Here is a 15,917-nt window from a genome sequence, read left to right as displayed (position 1 = left end):
TCAGCTCACTACTCCGGTCATCACGGAGACGGGGACGGCGATGAAGCCCAGGGTCAAGGCGGCGGCGAGCCCGTTCGCGAGGCCCCTGAGCAGCCGGTCGCGGCCGGGCCGGCCCGCGCCCAGGGTCTGCGCGGCGCTCCAGAAGCCGTGCCGGATGTGCAGGCCCAGCGCGAGCATCGCCACGATGTAGACGGTGTTGCCGTACCAGGTGGAGAAGGTCGCCACGACGTTCTCGTACGGATGGCCGGCCTCGGCGCGCGGATTCACCGTCAGCGTTGTCAGGTCCAGGATGTGCCAGACGATGAACAGGCCGAGGATGACACCGCCCCAGCGCATCGTCCGGGTGGCATAGCTCGCGCGGCGGCGCAGAAGGAGGTGCGGCGCGAAGCGCCTCGGCCAGGGGTGGTGGCCGGGCGACGGGTGGGCATAGTTCGTCGGGCGGGCGGCGATGTCCCGCCGGCTGAGCTGGTACGCGGCCACCGCATGGACCACGACCGCGGCCACCAGCACCACCCGCGCGATCCACAGGAACCACTCGTGGTGCAGGAACGGCTCGCCGATGGTGCGCAGCCAGGCGGCGTACGCGTCGAAGTCCGCGGCCCCGAAGAAGATCTTGAGGTTGCCCAGCATATGGACGACCAGATACAGCAGCATCACGATGCCGCTGACGGCCATCGCCGTCTTCTTGCCGACGGTCGAGCCCCACAGAAGGCCCGCGAAGGACGGCCGTCGATCCGTCCGCGTGTCCAGTGCCATGGGTCCCGACGGTATGGACCGTCCGGCCCATCAGTCCAAGACATGGTCTGGCTCATCTCGATAGGCCAGGCCTATCGATGCTTTAGATTCCCCTTATGCAGCTGCAGCAGCTCCGCTACTTCACCGCCGTGGCCGACACCCGCCACTTCACCCGCGCCGCCGAACGCGAACATGTCGCCCAGCCCTCCCTCTCACAGCAAATCCGGGCGCTGGAACGGGAGTTGGGCGCCGAACTCTTCCACCGCGCCCGCGGCCACATCACCCTCACCGACGCCGGCGAGACCCTGCTCCCGCTCGCCCGGCGCATCCTCGCCGACACCGAGACCGCCCGCCGCGAGGTCCAGGAGGTCGCCCAGCTGCGCCGCGGCCGGCTCCGCCTCGGCGCCCCGCCCAGCCTCTGCGCCAGCCTCGTCCCGGACGTCCTCAGCGCCTTCCACGCCACCTACCCGGGCGTCGACCTGATCGTGACCGAGGACGGCTCACAGGACCTGGTCCGGGCACTGGCCGACGGCGCACTCGACCTGGCCCTGATCATCACCCCGCTCCCGGTCCAGGCTCCCGCCCTGGCCACCTCCGACCTGCTGCGCGAGGAACTCGTCGTGGTCTCCGCCCCCGACCGCCCCGCCCCCGTCGGCCGGCGCACCCGCATCCGTGTGGAGGATCTGCGCGGCCGGCCGCTCGCCATGTTCCGCCGCGGCTACGACCTGCGGGAATTCACCACCGCGGCCTGCCGGGCGGCCGGCTTCGAACCCACCTTCACCGTCGAGGGCGGCGAGATGGACGCCGTCCTCGGCTTCGTACGGGCCGGGCTGGGCGTCGCCGTCGTCCCCAGCATGGTCGCCGAACGCTCCGGTCTGCGCGTCACCCGCTTCGCGACCCCCGGTATGCACCGGGTGATCTCCGTCGCCCACCGGGGCGACGTCTCCCCGCCGCGCGCCGCCCGGGAGCTGGAGCGCATCCTGCTGGACCACCTGGGCCTGGGTATGTCCTGAGCCGCGGCGACCGGCCGGCCACCCCCGCGAGGGACGGGTGCGGTGCCGTGGCAGGAGACCGGGGCCGGTCGTAGGCTGGCCACATGTCGACCCATGCGAAGCGTGAACGGCTCCTTCTCGCCGACCTGTTGGAGAGCGCAGGCCCCGAGGCGCCGACGCTGTGTGAGAACTGGAACGCGCGGGAGCTGGCCGCGCATGTGGTGGTGCGCGAGCGGCGCGCCGACGCGGCCGGCGGGATCCTCGTCAAGCCGCTGGCCGCACGGCTGGAGCGGGTGCAGGCGGAGTTCGCCGGCAAGCCGTACGAGGAGCTGATCCAGCTGATCAGGACCGGGCCGCCGCGGTTTTCGCCGTTCGCGCTGAAGCAGATCGACGAGGCGTCCAACACCGTCGAGTTCTATGTGCACGCCGAGGACGTACGGCGCGCGCAGCCGGACTGGGCCGCGCGCGAGCTGGACCCGGTGTTCGCGGACGCGCTCTGGTCGAGGATCGAGCGGATGGCCCGGGTGCTGGGGCGCAAGTCCCCGGTCGGGATGGTGCTGCGGCGGCCGGACGGGCGGACCGCGGTGGCGCATCGTGGCGCCCCGGTGGTCACGGTCGTCGGGGAGCCGGGTGAGCTGACCATGTTCGCCTTCGGCCGGCAGGAGGCCGCCGATGTGGAACTGGACGGCGACAAGGACGCGATCGCGCAGCTGATGGCGGCGAAGCTGGGGGTGTGAGCCCCGTACCGGGCTACCTCCGCAACACCACCACCGCGACCACCACAGCCACCACCACCGCCGCCACGAACACCGCCCCCAGCACCCGTGCCGCCACCCGCGCGGCGCGGTCCGGATCCGGCGGCGGTGGCGGCACGGGCGGGGGCTGCTGATGATGCATGTCTGCAGGATGCCGCACGGCACAATGGAGCCATGACCAGCAGCCGCACCCCCGCCCCGGACGCCGCCCCCGCTTCCCCGGCCGAGTCCGCCCTGGATCCCGCCGTCGCCGCCCGCCTCAAGCGCGGCGCCGACGGCCTGGTCCCCGCCATCGCCCAGCAGTACGACACCGGCGAGGTGCTGATGCTCGGCTGGATGGACGACGAGGCGCTGCACCGTACGCTCACCACCGGCCGCTGCACGTACTGGTCCCGCAGCCGCCAGGAGTACTGGGTCAAGGGCGACACCTCCGGCCACATCCAGCTCGTCAAGTCGGTCGCGCTGGACTGCGACGCGGACACCGTCCTGATCCAGGTCGACCAGATCGGCGCCGCCTGCCACACCGGCGACCGCACCTGCTTCGACGCCGATGTGCTGGCCACCGAGCAGGGCCAAGACCAGTAGGCTCCGCTGCCATGACCACGGGAACCACCGGCACTGCCACTCCGGACCTCGACACCTTCCGCACCCTCGCCAAGGACCGGCGGGTCATCCCCGTCACCCGGCGCCTGCTCGCGGACGGCGACACACCGGTCGGGCTCTACCGCAAACTCGCCGCCGAACGCCCCGGCACCTTCCTGCTGGAATCCGCCGAGAACGGCCGTACGTGGTCGCGCTACTCCTTCATCGGCGTCCGCAGCGCCGCCACCCTCACCACCCGTGACGGACAGGCGCACTGGCTGGGCGCCCCGCCCGTCGGCGTGCCCACCGACGGCGACCCGCTCGCCGCGCTGCGCGCCACCGTCGAGGCGCTGCACACCCCCCGGGACCTCATCGAGGGCGAGGGGCTGCCGCCGTTCACCGGCGGCATGGTCGGCTACCTCGGCTACGACATCGTGCGCCGGCTGGAGAAGATCGGCGAGCAGACCGCCGACGACCTCCAGCTGCCCGAGCTGACCATGCTGCTCACCTCCGACCTCGCCGTCCTCGACCACTGGAGCGGCACGGTCCTGCTGATCGCCAACGCGATCAACCACAACGACCTCGACACCGGCATCGACGAGGCCTACGCGGACGCGGTGGCCCGCCTGGACACCATGGCCGACGACCTCGCCCGGCCCGCGCACGCCGGCGCCGCCGCGATGCCGCCGTCCGAGGTCCCGCCGTACACCGCCGAGTGGGGCGGCGCCGCCTACCAGGAAGCCGTCGAGGACATCAAGGAGCGCATCCGGGCCGGCGAGGCCTTCCAGGTCGTGCCCTCCCAGCGCTTCGAAACCCCGTGCACGGCCAGCGCGTTGGACGTCTACCGGGCGCTGCGCGCCACCAACCCCAGCCCGTACATGTACCTCTTCCGCTTCGACGGCGGCGAGGGCGGGCAGCGGGCAGCCTTCGACGTGGTCGGCTCCAGCCCTGAGGCACTGGTCAAGGTCGAGGCCGGCCGGGCGATGGTGCACCCCATCGCCGGCACCCGCCCGCGCGGCGCATCCGTCCAGGAGGACCAGGCCCTCGCGGACGAGCTGATGGCCGACCCCAAGGAGCGCGCCGAGCATCTGATGCTGGTCGACCTGGGCCGCAACGACCTGGGCCGGGTCTGCGAACCGGGCAGCGTCGAGGTCGTCGACTTCATGTCCATCGAGCGCTACAGCCACGTCATGCACATCGTCTCGACGGTCACCGGAAAGGTGGCCAAGGGCCGTACCGCCTTCGACGTGCTCACCGCCTGCTTCCCCGCCGGCACCCTCTCCGGCGCGCCCAAGCCCCGCGCCATGCAGATCATCGAGGAGCTGGAGCCGACCCGGCGCGGCCTGTACGGCGGCTGCGTGGGCTATCTCGACTTCGCCGGCGACTCCGACACCGCCATCGCGATCCGTACGGCGCTGCTGCGGGACGGCACCGCCTACGTCCAGGCGGGCGCCGGCGTGGTCGCCGACTCCGACCCGGTGGCCGAGGACACCGAGTGCCGCAACAAGGCGGCCGCGGTGCTGCGCGCCGTGCACACCGCCAACCACCTGGGCAAGTAGCCGGCCGCACGCCCGCTACCCACCCCGCGCGCCGGTCCCCGCCGGCCGGTGCGCGATAGTGGTACGCGTGAGTGCCGCATCCCATACCCCCACAGACGCCGCGCCCGCTTCCGCGCCGGCGCCGGCCGCCGCGCCCCACAGCGCCAGGCGGAGCCTGGCCCTCGCGCTGCTGGCCGGCGCGGCCGGCGCGAGCCTGGCGCTGCTGGCCTCCGGCCGCACCTGGGCCACGGGCTCCGCGGTGCTCGCCCAGGGCGAACTGCCGCGCACCGTGACCGGCGCCGATGTGACCGGCGTGCCCGGTGCGCTCGCCGTCGTCGGCCTGGCCGCGCTGGTCGCCGTCTTCGCGGTGCGCCGGGCCGGCCGGATCGCGGTGGCCGCGCTGCTCGCGCTCAGCGGCATCGGCATCGTCGTCGCCGCGGTGCTGGGCAACACCGACACCTCCGCGCTGCGCGAGAAGGCCGCGACGGCGGTCGGGCTGAGCGGCGCCGATGTGCATCACGTCACGCACACCGGCTGGCCGTGGGTGGCCGCGGCCGGCGGACTGCTGCTGCTGATCGCCGGACTGCTGGCGCTCGCGCAGGGCCGCCACTGGCCTGCAATGTCGGGCCGTTACGAGCGCACGCCCGGCGGCGCCCGCGGTCCGCGGCGTGCCCCGGCCGCGCCGGATCTGGACCGTCCGGAGGAGATCTGGAAGTCCCTGGACCGCGGTGAGGACCCCACCCGGTAAAAGTGTCCGGCCCGTCATCGGTGACAATGGGCGACGAGGATCACCGCGCCCGGAACCGGCGCGATAGAGCAACGAGGAGCATTCATGTCGAGCAGTGGCCACGGACACACCCCCGCCGCCTGGACCGGCGTCATCATCTCGTTCATCGGCTTCTGTGTCGCCGGAGCCTTCATCGTGCTGGCGAATGTGCCCGGCTTCTGGGCCGGCATGGCGCTGATCGGTCTCGGCGCCGTGGTGGGTGGCCTGATGCGCGCGGCCGGCATGGGCCAGGAGCCCAAGCGCTCCGCCAAGCCGCTTGCCCAGGCGCAGGCCCAGCCGCAGGAGAGCTGAGCCCCGCTCTCCTCGCAACGCCCCTCGAAGGCGCCGCTTCCCGGCCCGTACGCACCCGTGGGTGCCGTACCCGCCGTCCGTGCACACCCCGTACGGCGGCCGAGAAGCTGCGCCTTCACGCGTGAGGCAGGACAATCGGCAGCGTGAGCGATCCCGTGGCCGAGCTCCGACCGAAAGCCCCGCTGGAGGGCGGTCTGCCACGCCGCCTCGCGGCGCCCCTGGGCGCCCTCGCGGCCACCGCCGCCGCCTTCGCCTACGTCGGCGCCGTCGATCCGAACGAGCCCGGCCACTACCCCGTCTGCCCGCTGCTGCACCTCACCGGCCTCTACTGCCCGGCCTGCGGCGGACTGCGCAGCGCACATGACCTCGCACACGGCGACCCGGCCGCGGCGCTGGGGGCCAACGCCCTCGCGGTGGCCGCGTACGCCGCCTGTGCGGTCTTCTGGCTGCTCTGGCTGGGCCGGGCGGCGCGCGGACACCGTACGGCGGGCCCCCGGCCGAGAGCCGTCCACTGGTGGGCGCTGGGCGGGCTGCTGCTGGCCTTCACCGTCGTCCGCAACCTCCCCTTCGGCGGCGGACTGATCCCATGACCGGCCGACCGCCCGGGCCGGGCGTGCAGATCCCCGCGGAACCCGGAGATGTCCAGGTTGTGGGACCACGGTCAACCGGATGCGGGACCTGCATCGTATGGCGGATACCATCGGAGAGCCGGATGGGACAGTTCGTCCCACGGGCCACTGTCCACCTCCACCGCTCAAGAAGGAGGCCGCTCGCGTGAGTGTGCTCGACGAGATCATCGACGGGGTCCGCGCCGACCTCGCGGAGCGGCAGGCCCGCGTCACTCTCGACGAGCTCAAGGAGCGGGCCCAGAAGGCGCGCCCCGCGAAGGACGGTGTCGCGGCCCTCAAGGGCGAGAGCGTCACGGTGATCTGCGAGGTCAAGCGCTCCAGCCCCTCCAAGGGCGCGCTTGCCGCGATCGCCGACCCGGCCGGCCTGGCCGCCGACTACGAAGCGGGCGGCGCCGCGGTCATCTCCGTCCTCACCGAGCAGCGCAAGTTCGGCGGTTCGCTGGCCGACCTGGAGGCGGTACGCGCCAAGGTCGACATCCCCGTCCTGCGCAAGGACTTCATCGTCACCGCCTACCAGCTGTGGGAGGCCCGTGCCTACGGCGCCGACCTGGCACTGCTGATCGTCTCCGCCCTGGAGCAGGAGGCCCTGGTCTCGCTGATCGAGCGGGCCGAGTCGATCGGGCTGACGCCGCTGGTCGAGGTGCACGACGAGGAAGAGGTCGCCCGCGCGGTGGACGCCGGCGCCCGGATCATCGGCGTCAACGCGCGCAACCTGAAGACGCTTGAGGTCGACCGCGGCAACTTCGCCCGGGTCGCCCCCGAGATCCCCGACCACATCGTCAAGATCGCCGAGTCCGGTGTCCGCGGACCGCACGACCTGATCGCCTACGCCAACGACGGCGCGGACGCGGTGCTGGTCGGTGAGTCGCTGGTCACCGGCAAGGACCCCAAGACCGCGGTCGCCGACCTGGTCGCGGCGGGCTCCCACCCGGCGATCCGCCACGGCCGGTCCTAGCGGACAGCAAGGACACCGGCACACCGACATGACCGCCATCGCCGCAGGCATCCGCCGCCCCGCCCGGGTACCGCACCCGGGCCAGGCCGGCCTGCCCGCCGCGGCGGGGGCCTCCCGCATTCCCCACCCCGCCCTCGGCCGCGGCTGCCGCCCGCGGGGCTGCCGGGCACCCGCACGGCGGGTCCACGGGCGCAGGGTCAGGTACCACATCGGATCCGAGCCGGGACAGATCAACGGCATGCGATGGCGACCGGGGTCCGCGCGCTGACGCGTCGGCCCCTCGCCGGCGCCGGGCTGCTCTGAAGCACGCCCCTGTCCGCCCCCTCCGCGGCACCGGCCCCGCCGGCTCCGCGACGGCGGCGACCCTCCGCAGCGCGCGCCGCATACCGTAATGCCCGCATCTCGAAAATTCCGACATAAACCGGACCTCCGGGGCAGCCGCCCCGGCCTAGGAGTGCGTCAGATGTCCTCCGAGTTCTTCCTTCCCGACCCCGAGGGGCGCGTGCCCACCCCCGAAGGCTATTTCGGTGCCTTCGGCGGCAAGTTCATCCCCGAGGCGCTGGTCGCCGCGGTCGACGAGGTCGCCGCCGAGTACGAGAAGGCCAAGTCGGACCCCGCCTTCGCGGCCGAGCTCAACGACCTGATGGTCAACTACACCGGGCGCCCCAGCGCGCTCACCGAGGTGCCGCGGTTCGCCGAACAGGCCGGCGGGGCCCGGGTGTTCCTCAAGCGCGAGGACCTCAACCACACCGGCTCGCACAAGATCAACAACGTGCTGGGCCAGGCGCTGCTCACCAAGCGGATGGGCAAGACCCGCGTCATCGCCGAGACCGGCGCCGGGCAGCACGGCGTCGCCACCGCCACCGCCTGCGCCCTCTTCGGCCTCGACTGCACCATCTACATGGGCGAGGTCGACACCAAGCGGCAGGCCCTCAACGTTGCCCGGATGCGGATGCTCGGCGCCGAGGTCATCTCCGTGACGTCCGGCAGCCGCACCCTCAAGGACGCCATCAACGAGGCCTTCCGCGACTGGGTCGCCAACGTCGACCGCACCCACTACCTCTTCGGCACGGTCGCCGGACCGCACCCCTTCCCGGCCCTGGTGCGCGACTTCCACCGCGTCATCGGCGTCGAGGCCCGCCGCCAGATCATCGAGCGCGCAGGCCGGCTGCCGGACGCCGCGCTGGCCTGCGTCGGCGGCGGCTCCAACGCCATCGGCCTCTTCCACGCCTTCCTCCCCGACAAGGACGTCCGTCTGATCGGCTGCGAGCCCGGCGGCCACGGCGTGGAGACCGGCGAGCACGCGGCCACCCTCACCGAGGGCACCCCCGGCATCCTGCACGGCTCCCGCAGCTACGTTCTCCAGGACGAGGACGGCCAGATCACCGAGCCGTACTCGATCTCGGCCGGTCTGGACTACCCCGGCATCGGCCCCGAGCACGCCTACCTCAAGGACGCCGGCCGCGCCGAATACCGCGCGGTCACCGACGACGCGGCGATGCAGGCGCTGCGGCTGCTGTCGCAGACCGAGGGCATCATCCCGGCGATCGAGAGCGCCCACGCGCTGGCCGGCGCCCTGGAGGTCGGCCGCGAGCTGGGCCCCGAGGGCCTGCTGCTGGTCAACCTCTCCGGGCGGGGCGACAAGGACATGGACACCGCCGCCCGCTACTTCGGGCTGTACGACGGCGACAACAACGGCGAGGGCCAGGGGGCCAAGTGATGGCGGGCAACGTGGAACTGCTGAACGCGGTGCTGGCCCAGGCCCGCACCGAGAACCGTGCCGCGCTCGTCGGCTACCTCCCGGCCGGCTTCCCGACCGTGGACGGCGGCGTACGGGCGATGACCGAGATGCTGGACGGCGGCTGCGACATCGTCGAGGTCGGCCTGCCGCACAGCGACCCCGTCCTGGACGGCCCGGTCATCCAGACCGCCGACGACATCGCGCTGCGCGGCGGCGTGAAGATCGTCGATGTGATCCGCACGGTCCGCGAGGTGCACGCCGCCACCGGTGCCCCGGTGCTGTGCATGACGTACTGGAACCCCGTCGACCGCTACGGCGTCGAGCGGTTCGCCGCCGACCTGGCCGAGGCGGGCGGCGCCGGCTGCATCCTGCCGGACCTGCCGGTCGAGGAGTCCGAGGTGTGGCGCAAGGCCGCCGAGCAGCACGGTCTGGCCACCGTCTTCGTGGTCGCGCCGAGCAGCCGGGACGAGCGGCTCGCCAAGATCACCGCGGCCGGCAGCGGCTTCGTCTACGCCGCCTCGCTGATGGGCGTCACCGGCACCCGCGAGTCCGTCGGCCGCGAGGCCCAGGAGCTGGTGGCCCGCACCCGCGCCACCACCGACCTGCCGGTCTGCGTCGGCCTGGGCGTCTCCAACCCCGAACAGGCCGCCGAGGTGGCCCAGTTCGCCGACGGAGTGATCGTCGGCTCGGCGTTCGTCAAGCGGCTGCTGGCGGCGGACGGCGACCTGGACGCCGGCCTCGCCGGGGTCCGGACCCTGGCCGGCGAGCTGGCCGAGGGCGTACGCAAGCGGGCCTAGCAGGGGTGCGCGCGGCCGGGCCGATGTCCATGGCGGCGCGCGGCACTGTCCCTCGATAGGGCGAACATCGGTGCGGAGGGGTGCAGCGGCACCCCTCCGCTTCGTTGTCCAGGGGCGTGAGCCAGAAGAACCATGAGGGTAAGAGAAGCGCCCGCGAGCGACTGCAGGAACAGCGGGAGAAGGAGAAGGCGCGCGCCCGGCGCGGCCGACAGACGATCGTCGCCGGGGCGGTGGTGGTGGTGCTCGCGGTCGGGAGCGGCATCGCCGTCTGGATGTCGTCGTCCAGCGGCGGCGGGAGCAGCTCCGACAACGAAACGGCCCGCCCGAAGCAGGCCAGCGGCGGCGACAAACCCGCCATCCCCGTGGGCGCGGCCGACGCCCCGTCCACGCTGACGGTGTGGGAGGACTTCCGCTGCCCCGCCTGCCAGCAGTTCGAGACCGGCTTCCGTCCGGTGATCCATGAACTGCAGGATTCCGGCCAGCTCAAGAACGAGTACCACCTCGTGACGATCATCGACGGCAACTCCGGCGGCAAGGGATCCCTCAACGCCGCCAACGCCGCCCTGTGCGCGCAGGACGCCGGGCGGTTCCGCGACTACCACGATGTGCTCTACGCCAACCAGCCGCCCGAACCGCAGGACAAGTTCGCCGACAAGCAGTACCTGATCCAGCTGGCCGGCAAGGTCAAGGGACTGGTGACCCCCGCCTTCACCAAGTGCGTCAACGACGGCAAGTACGACGCCTTTGTGCGTAAGTCCAACGACGCCTTCGCCAACTCCGGATACCGCGGCACCCCGACCGTCCTGCTCAACGGCAAGGACCTCGCCAAGGAGAAGGGCGGCCGGTCCACCCCCGCGGACCTGAAGAAGATGGTGCTGGACGCCAACAAGGGCAAGCAGCCCGGCAAGAGCGCCTCGCCCGCCGGGAGCGTCTCACCCGGCAAGAGCGCCTCCCCTGGCAAGAGCGGTGCGCCGGGCAGCGGCGCGGCGCGGGACAAGAGCGCTTCCCCCCAGCGGATGCGGACCGGAGGGAGCGCTTCGCCCTCGTCCTGACGGGGCGCCGCTCTCGTGGCCGCTGCGGCCGAGCCCGGACACGCAGCGTCATGGCGTGAGAGCGCCGTCGTTACGGAGCCGTTGCCGGGTGGGTTGTCCCCGACCCCACCCGGCGCGGTAGCGTCGTCCCTGCCATGGACCTCGCATTCATTCCCAGCCCGTCGGTCGGCGTCGTACATCTCGGCCCGATCCCGCTGCGCGGCTACGCGTTCTGCATCATCATCGGCGTCTTCGTCGGTGTCTGGCTCGGCAACAAGCGCTGGATCCAGCGCGGTGGCCGCTCCGGAACCGTCGCGGACATCGCCGTATGGGCCGTGCCCTTCGGGCTGGTCGGCGGCCGCCTCTACCACGTCATCACGACGTACGAACCGTACTTCGGCGAGAACGGCCATCCGCTCGACGCCTTCAAGGTGTGGGAAGGCGGCCTCGGTATCTGGGGCGCGGTGGCGCTCGGCGCCGTGGGCGCCTGGATCGGCTGCCGCCGGCGCGGCATCCCGATGCCGGCCTACGCCGACGCGCTGGCGCCCGGCCTGGCCCTCGGGCAGGCGATCGGCCGCTGGGGCAACTGGTTCAACCAGGAGCTGTACGGCAAGCCGACCGACGTGCCGTGGGCGCTGAAGATCAGCTCCGACCCGGCCATCGGACGCATCGGCGGCACCTACCACCCGACCTTCCTCTACGAGTGCCTGTGGTGCATCGGCGTCGCGGCGCTGGTGATCTGGGCCGACAAGCGCTTCCGGCTCGGCCACGGACGGGCCTTCGCGCTCTACGTCGCCGCCTACTGCGCGGGCCGTGCCTGGATCGAGTACATGCGGGTCGACGAGGCGCACCACATCCTGGGTCTGCGGCTGAACGTCTGGACCGCGCTGATCGTCGGCCTGCTGGCCGTCGCCTACCTGGTGATCTCCGCCAAGAAGGCACCGGGCCGCGAAGAGGTCGTCGAGCCGGGGGCGCAGCTCGCGGAGGGCGCGGACGCGGATGCCGCCGGGAGCGGCAAGGACAGCGACAGCACCGACGGAGGCAAGGTCTCGGTCGACAAGCCCTCGGCGAAGCCGAAGGCCGACGCCGGGACGAAGGCCGACGCCGACGACGAGGCGAAGCCGGCGGCCGACGAGNAGCCCTCGGCGAAGCCGAAGGCCGACGCCGGGACGAAGGCCGACGCCGACGACGAGGCGAAGCCGGCGGCCGACGAGGCCGAGACGTCCGCGAAGGACGAGCCCGCCGACGACATGGCTGCCGACAAGGCCGACGAGAAGGCTGCGGACAAGCCCGACGACAAGTCCGACGACAATCCCGAGGAAGCATCCGCGGCCGCGGATGCCGCCAAGCCCGCCGGGAGCGGCAGCTCCAAGAAGTCCTGAGGCGGCCACCGGCTGCCTCCAGCGCCGGGCGGATTCGATACGTCGAATCCGCCCGGCGCTTTGCGTCGTACGGCCTCAGCGCCGGCGCTCGGCCAGGGCCAGCACACGCCGTGCCCCCGCGACCACCGCCGCGTCGACGAACCGGCCGTCCGTGAGCGCCTGCGCCCCGCCGTCCGCCGCGGCCGCCCGGACGATCTCCTGTGCCGCCTCGATCTCCTCGGCCGAGGGGAGATGGGCCGCCTCGATGACCGGGAGCTGGCGGGGGTGGATCGCCGCCCGGCCCAGGAACCCCAGCGCCCGGCCCTGTGCGCAGGACCGGGCCAGGCCCTCCAGATCGTGGACGTCCGGGTAGACCGACTGCGGCGGCGGGGCCAGACCGGCCGCGCGGGCGGCGACCACGGTCCGGCTGCGCGGCCAGGCCAGCCCCGCCTCGTCCCGTACGCACAGTTCGGCGCAGAGATCGGCCTCGCCGAGCGCGATCCCGCGCAGCGCCGGGTGGGCGGTGGCGATGGGGAAGGCGTGCTCGATGCCGAGCGCGGACTCCAGCAGGGCGTACAGCGCCGGGGTGGCGGGGAGGGCTCCCGTGGTGGGGGTGGCCGTGGGGGTGAGGGTGGCGGTGGTGCTCGACCGGACCGTGCGTGCCGCGCGGGCCATATGGGGCGTACGGGCCGTACGAGCGGTGGCGAAGCGTCCCGAGAGCGTGCGCCCCGTGGGGCGCGCGGCCGCTTCCACGGCGTACGGGAGATGCTCGGGAACGGGCCCCGCGGCCGTCGTGGCCCAGCCGGCGGCCCGGTGGACATCGGCCGGGCCCTGCACCTTGGGCAGCCGCAGGCCGGCCAGCCCCGGCAGTACGGCCAGAGTGCGGATCTCGGTCTCGGCGAGCGGACCGTCCAGCGCATTGACCCGGACATGCACCGGCACCGGGCCCGGTGCCGGGTCGCTCAGCAGCTCGGCGGTGGCGCGCAGCGCATAGTCCTTGCGGCCCGGGGCGACCGCGTCCTCCAGATCGACCAGAATCACATCGGCCCCGCAGCCGAGCGCCTTGGCGACCACATCCGGCCGGTCCCCGGGCACATACAGCCAGGTCAGCGGTGGGGGAGCGGTGGCCGTACGGGGCATCGGCGGCTCCGGCGGCACCGGGGTCACAGCGCCCCCGCCGCGCGCAGTCCGGCGATCTCCGGGCCGGTCAGCCCCAGGCCGGCCAGCACCTCGTCCGTATCCGCGCCGTGCGGGCGGCCCGCCCACCGGATGGCGCCGGGCGTCTCGGAGAGCCGGAAGAGGACGTTCTGCATCCGGACCGTGCCGAGCTCCTCGTCCGGGATCTCGGTGATCGATCCCAGCGCCCGGTACTGCGGATCCGTCATCACCTCACGGATGTCGTAGATGGGCGCAACGGCCGCCTCGGCCTCCTCGAAGGCGGTCAGTACCTCGGCCCGGTCGTGCCGGGCGATCCAGTCACCGACCGCCGCATCCAGCTCGTCGGCGTGCTGTGCGCGCCCGGCACCGGTCCCGAACCACGGCTCCTCGATCACCTCGGGCCGGCCGACCAGCCGCATCACCCGCCCGGCGACGGACTCGGCGGAGGTGGAGACCGCCACCCAGGAGCCGTCGGCGGTGCGGTAGGTGTTGCGTGGCGCGACATTGGCGGAGCGGTTGCCGGTCCGCGGCTGGACGTGGCCGAGCTGGTCGTACCAGAGCGGCTGCGGACCCAGGACGGTCAGCATCGGTTCGATGAGCGCCAGATCGACGACCTGGCCCCGGCCGGTGGCCTCCCGCCCGCGCAGCGCGGCCATCACGGCGTACGACGTGGTCAGCGCGGCGATCGCATCGGCGAGGCCGAACGGCGGCAGGGTCGGCGGCCCGTCCGGCTCGCCGGTGATCGCGGCGAATCCGCTCATCGCCTCGGCGAGCGTGCCGAATCCGGGGCGCCGGGCGTACGGGCCGAACTGCCCGAAGCCGGTGACCCTGGCCAGCACCAGGCGTGGGTTGACGGCGGACAGCTCGGCCCAGCCCAGGCCCCATTTCTCCAGGGTCCCGGGCCGGAAGTTCTCCACGATCACATCCGCGCCGGCGGCGAGCCGCAGCAGTACGTCCCGGCCGCCCGGCAGGGACAGATCGAGCGTCATGGTCTTCTTGTTGCGGCCCAGCAGCTTCCACCACAGTCCGATGCCGTCCTTGGCGGGCCCGTGGCCACGCGATGGATCGGGCCGCCGCGGATGTTCGACCTTGATCACCTCGGCGCCGAAGTCACCGAGCAGGGTGGCGGCGAGCGGACCGGCGAACAGGGTGGCGAGATCGAGCACCCGCAGCCCGGCGAGCGGTCCGGGGGAGGGGTCGGATTCCGGGGCGGGACGGCCGCCGGCGGCGGGCCGGGACATCCCGGACAGGGACGGGTCGGTCATGGTGCAAAGGCCTCCGGTAGGTCGGGTGGGTGATCCGAAAGACACGCCCTACACGGCAAGCGCGGCGGTGCGTTCCGCGAGGGCGTCGAAGCCGATGCCGTCCAGCCTGCCGACGGAGGTGGCGAGCCGGCCCCGCAGCGGCGCCGTCCAGCGGGCGGGCAGTGCGTCGGGCGATCCGGCGAGCAGCCCGGTGAGCGAACCGGCCGTCGCGCCGTTGGAGTCGGTGTCCCAACCGCCGGACACCGCACGGCAGATGGAGCCGGTGAAGTCGCCGTCGGCGTGGGTGAGCGCGGCGGCCAGCAGCGCGGCGTTCGGCACGGCGTGCACCCAGTGGTGGTGCCCGTACGCGGTGTGCAGCCGGTCGACGACGGTGGCGAAACCCTCCGGCGTACCGGTGGGCTCGTCGTGCGCCGCCGCGATCCCGAAGCGGACGGCCCGCGCGAGCCGGGAGCGCGCGGGGATCACCGCGAGTCCGGCGCGCAGCGCGCCGTGCACATCCGTGGCACCGCCCGCGGCCTCGGCGAGCGCGGCGGCCGCGAACATCGCGCCGTACACCCCGTTCGCGGTATGGCTGAGCGTGGCGTCCCGCCAGGCCTGTGCCGCGGCGGCCGCCGGGTCGCCGGGGTGGGTCCAGCCGAAGATGTCCGCGCGGATCTGCGCGCCGATCCACTCCCGGAACGGGTTGCGGTGCCGCGCGGTGTGCGGTGGCTCGATGCCGTCCAGGAGATTGCGGTACGCCAGGCGCTCGGCGGTGAAGGTACGGCCGGCCGGCAGCTCGTCCAGCCACAGCCGTCCGACGTCGGCGGTGGTGAAGCCATGGCCGTGGCGTTCGAGGAGCAGCAGGCCGAGCAGCGGATAGTTGAGGTCGTCGTCCTCGGGCATGCCGTCGATGTTCTCGGCGAGCGAGGTGGCGCGGCTGCGGCGGTTCCAGGGGTGCCGCGCGGCCACCGCGGGGTCGAGTCCGATCTCGGTGAAGTACGCGGCCAGCGGCCAGTTGCCGGTCGAGCGGGCGAGCGCCCGTACCCCGCTGAGCGGCAGTTTCTCGACCGGTTTGCCGAGCAGACAGCCGGCCGCCCGCCCGAGCCAGGCGGCTTCGAGCCGGGCGGCGGACGCGCCGCTGCCCGGCCCCGCCCTGCCACTCGGCGGCTCCCGCAGCCACCCCGCCTGAATTTCCGTCAGATCGGTGGGCTCATCGTTCGCCGACGGGCAGGGCAGCAGCGCCAGTTCGTCGAGCAGCGTCACGGCGAGCGCACGCAGGGCCGGGTCCGCGGGCCCGGGGGAGGCGCCCGCCCGGTCCGGC

At 73.1% G+C, this 15,917-nt stretch carries 17 protein-coding genes and 1 pseudogene; 14 read left to right on the top strand and 4 right to left on the bottom strand.

The window, feature by feature from the left end:
* Window positions 1–756: a succinate dehydrogenase gene (locus DY245_RS22855; protein ID WP_128509106.1), complete on the bottom strand. Its 756-nt coding sequence runs from the start codon at window positions 754–756 to the stop codon at window positions 1–3.
* A gap of 95 nt (window positions 757–851) precedes the next feature.
* Between DY245_RS22855 and DY245_RS22850 the strand changes: the two genes are divergently transcribed.
* From DY245_RS22850 to lgt, 14 genes and pseudogenes are all read left to right on the top strand, one after another.
* Window positions 852–1,748 (top strand): LysR family transcriptional regulator, encoded by an 897-nt coding sequence (locus tag DY245_RS22850; RefSeq protein WP_128509105.1) that lies wholly within the window; start codon window positions 852–854, stop codon window positions 1,746–1,748.
* An 83-nt stretch (window positions 1,749–1,831) separates the two neighbouring features.
* On the top strand, window positions 1,832–2,464 hold the full coding sequence (locus DY245_RS22845; protein WP_128509104.1) for a TIGR03085 family metal-binding protein: 633 nt from the start codon (window positions 1,832–1,834) through the stop codon (window positions 2,462–2,464).
* Window positions 2,461–2,616, top strand: a complete 156-nt coding sequence (locus DY245_RS44575) for a hypothetical protein (protein WP_181923816.1) — start codon at window positions 2,461–2,463, stop codon at window positions 2,614–2,616. Before DY245_RS22845 ends, DY245_RS44575 begins: the two co-directional genes overlap by 4 nt.
* A gap of 40 nt (window positions 2,617–2,656) precedes the next feature.
* Window positions 2,657–3,067 carry a phosphoribosyl-AMP cyclohydrolase gene (hisI, locus tag DY245_RS22840; RefSeq protein WP_128509103.1) on the top strand — a complete coding sequence of 137 codons (411 nt, stop codon included), beginning with the start codon at window positions 2,657–2,659 and terminating at the stop codon, window positions 3,065–3,067.
* A gap of 11 nt (window positions 3,068–3,078) precedes the next feature.
* On the top strand, window positions 3,079–4,623 hold the full coding sequence (locus DY245_RS22835; protein WP_128509102.1) for an anthranilate synthase component I: 1,545 nt from the start codon (window positions 3,079–3,081) through the stop codon (window positions 4,621–4,623).
* Window positions 4,624–4,690: 67 nt separating this feature from the next.
* A complete protein-coding gene (locus DY245_RS22830) occupies window positions 4,691–5,350 on the top strand; it encodes a TIGR02234 family membrane protein (protein WP_128509101.1) in 660 nt (219 codons plus the stop codon).
* An 84-nt stretch (window positions 5,351–5,434) separates the two neighbouring features.
* Window positions 5,435–5,680: an HGxxPAAW family protein gene (locus tag DY245_RS22825; RefSeq protein ID WP_128509100.1), complete on the top strand. Its 246-nt coding sequence runs from the start codon at window positions 5,435–5,437 to the stop codon at window positions 5,678–5,680.
* A 143-nt stretch (window positions 5,681–5,823) separates the two neighbouring features.
* Entirely contained in the window at window positions 5,824–6,270 is a 447-nt protein-coding gene (locus DY245_RS22820) for a DUF2752 domain-containing protein (protein ID WP_244943202.1), read from the top strand.
* Between the two features lie 184 nt (window positions 6,271–6,454).
* Window positions 6,455–7,264, top strand: a complete 810-nt coding sequence (trpC, locus tag DY245_RS22815) for an indole-3-glycerol phosphate synthase TrpC (protein WP_128509099.1) — start codon at window positions 6,455–6,457, stop codon at window positions 7,262–7,264.
* Between the two features lie 28 nt (window positions 7,265–7,292).
* Window positions 7,293–7,532 carry a tryptophan biosynthesis modulator TrpM gene (gene trpM, locus DY245_RS46625; RefSeq protein WP_128509098.1) on the top strand — a complete coding sequence of 80 codons (240 nt, stop codon included), beginning with the start codon at window positions 7,293–7,295 and terminating at the stop codon, window positions 7,530–7,532.
* Window positions 7,533–7,727: 195 nt separating this feature from the next.
* Window positions 7,728–8,984, top strand: coding sequence for a tryptophan synthase subunit beta (trpB, locus tag DY245_RS22805; RefSeq protein WP_128509097.1), 1,257 nt, complete (start codon window positions 7,728–7,730; stop codon window positions 8,982–8,984).
* Complete coding sequence (gene trpA, locus DY245_RS22800) at window positions 8,984–9,802, top strand: tryptophan synthase subunit alpha (RefSeq protein ID WP_128509096.1); 819 nt, start codon at window positions 8,984–8,986, stop codon at window positions 9,800–9,802. Before trpB ends, trpA begins: the two co-directional genes overlap by 1 nt.
* Window positions 9,803–9,918: 116 nt before the next feature.
* Complete coding sequence (locus tag DY245_RS22795) at window positions 9,919–10,854, top strand: DsbA family protein (protein WP_128509095.1); 936 nt, start codon at window positions 9,919–9,921, stop codon at window positions 10,852–10,854.
* Window positions 10,855–10,988: 134 nt separating this feature from the next.
* Window positions 10,989–11,969, top strand: a pseudogene (lgt, locus tag DY245_RS22790) (prolipoprotein diacylglyceryl transferase); the annotation flags it as partial.
* 321 nt (window positions 11,970–12,290) lie between these two features.
* Here lgt and DY245_RS22785 read toward each other — a convergent pair.
* From DY245_RS22785 to DY245_RS22775, 3 genes are all read right to left on the bottom strand, one after another.
* On the bottom strand, window positions 12,291–13,334 hold the full coding sequence (locus DY245_RS22785; protein ID WP_128509094.1) for an HpcH/HpaI aldolase/citrate lyase family protein: 1,044 nt from the start codon (window positions 13,332–13,334) through the stop codon (window positions 12,291–12,293).
* Between the two features lie 23 nt (window positions 13,335–13,357).
* Entirely contained in the window at window positions 13,358–14,593 is a 1,236-nt protein-coding gene (locus DY245_RS22780) for a CaiB/BaiF CoA transferase family protein (protein ID WP_128509123.1), read from the bottom strand.
* 72 nt (window positions 14,594–14,665) lie between these two features.
* On the bottom strand, window positions 14,666–15,917 hold a 1,252-nt coding region (locus DY245_RS22775; RefSeq protein ID WP_147318364.1), incomplete at its 5' end, for an ADP-ribosylglycohydrolase family protein.

The organism is Streptomyces inhibens (assembly GCF_003389455.1).
Lineage (GTDB): Bacteria > Actinomycetota > Actinomycetes > Streptomycetales > Streptomycetaceae > Streptomyces > Streptomyces inhibens.
This window is presented reverse-complemented; position numbering and strand designations above follow the sequence as displayed.

What these genes read in the sequence shown, in the direction of transcription:
- DY245_RS22855 (WP_128509106.1), bottom strand. Translation starts at nt 756, where the DNA reads ATGGCACTGGACACGCGGACGGATCGACGGCCGTCCTTCGCGGGCCTT.
- DY245_RS22850 (WP_128509105.1), top strand. Translation starts at nt 852, where the DNA reads ATGCAGCTGCAGCAGCTCCGCTACTTCACCGCCGTGGCCGACACCCGC.
- DY245_RS22845 (WP_128509104.1), top strand. Translation starts at nt 1,832, where the DNA reads ATGTCGACCCATGCGAAGCGTGAACGGCTCCTTCTCGCCGACCTGTTG.
- hisI (WP_128509103.1), top strand. Translation starts at nt 2,657, where the DNA reads ATGACCAGCAGCCGCACCCCCGCCCCGGACGCCGCCCCCGCTTCCCCG.
- DY245_RS22835 (WP_128509102.1), top strand. Translation starts at nt 3,079, where the DNA reads ATGACCACGGGAACCACCGGCACTGCCACTCCGGACCTCGACACCTTC.
- DY245_RS22825 (WP_128509100.1), top strand. Translation starts at nt 5,435, where the DNA reads ATGTCGAGCAGTGGCCACGGACACACCCCCGCCGCCTGGACCGGCGTC.
- trpM (WP_128509098.1), top strand. Translation starts at nt 7,293, where the DNA reads ATGACCGCCATCGCCGCAGGCATCCGCCGCCCCGCCCGGGTACCGCAC.
- trpB (WP_128509097.1), top strand. Translation starts at nt 7,728, where the DNA reads ATGTCCTCCGAGTTCTTCCTTCCCGACCCCGAGGGGCGCGTGCCCACC.
- trpA (WP_128509096.1), top strand. Translation starts at nt 8,984, where the DNA reads ATGGCGGGCAACGTGGAACTGCTGAACGCGGTGCTGGCCCAGGCCCGC.
- DY245_RS22785 (WP_128509094.1), bottom strand. Translation starts at nt 13,334, where the DNA reads ATGCCCCGTACGGCCACCGCTCCCCCACCGCTGACCTGGCTGTATGTG.
- DY245_RS22780 (WP_128509123.1), bottom strand. Translation starts at nt 14,593, where the DNA reads ATGTCCCGGCCCGCCGCCGGCGGCCGTCCCGCCCCGGAATCCGACCCC.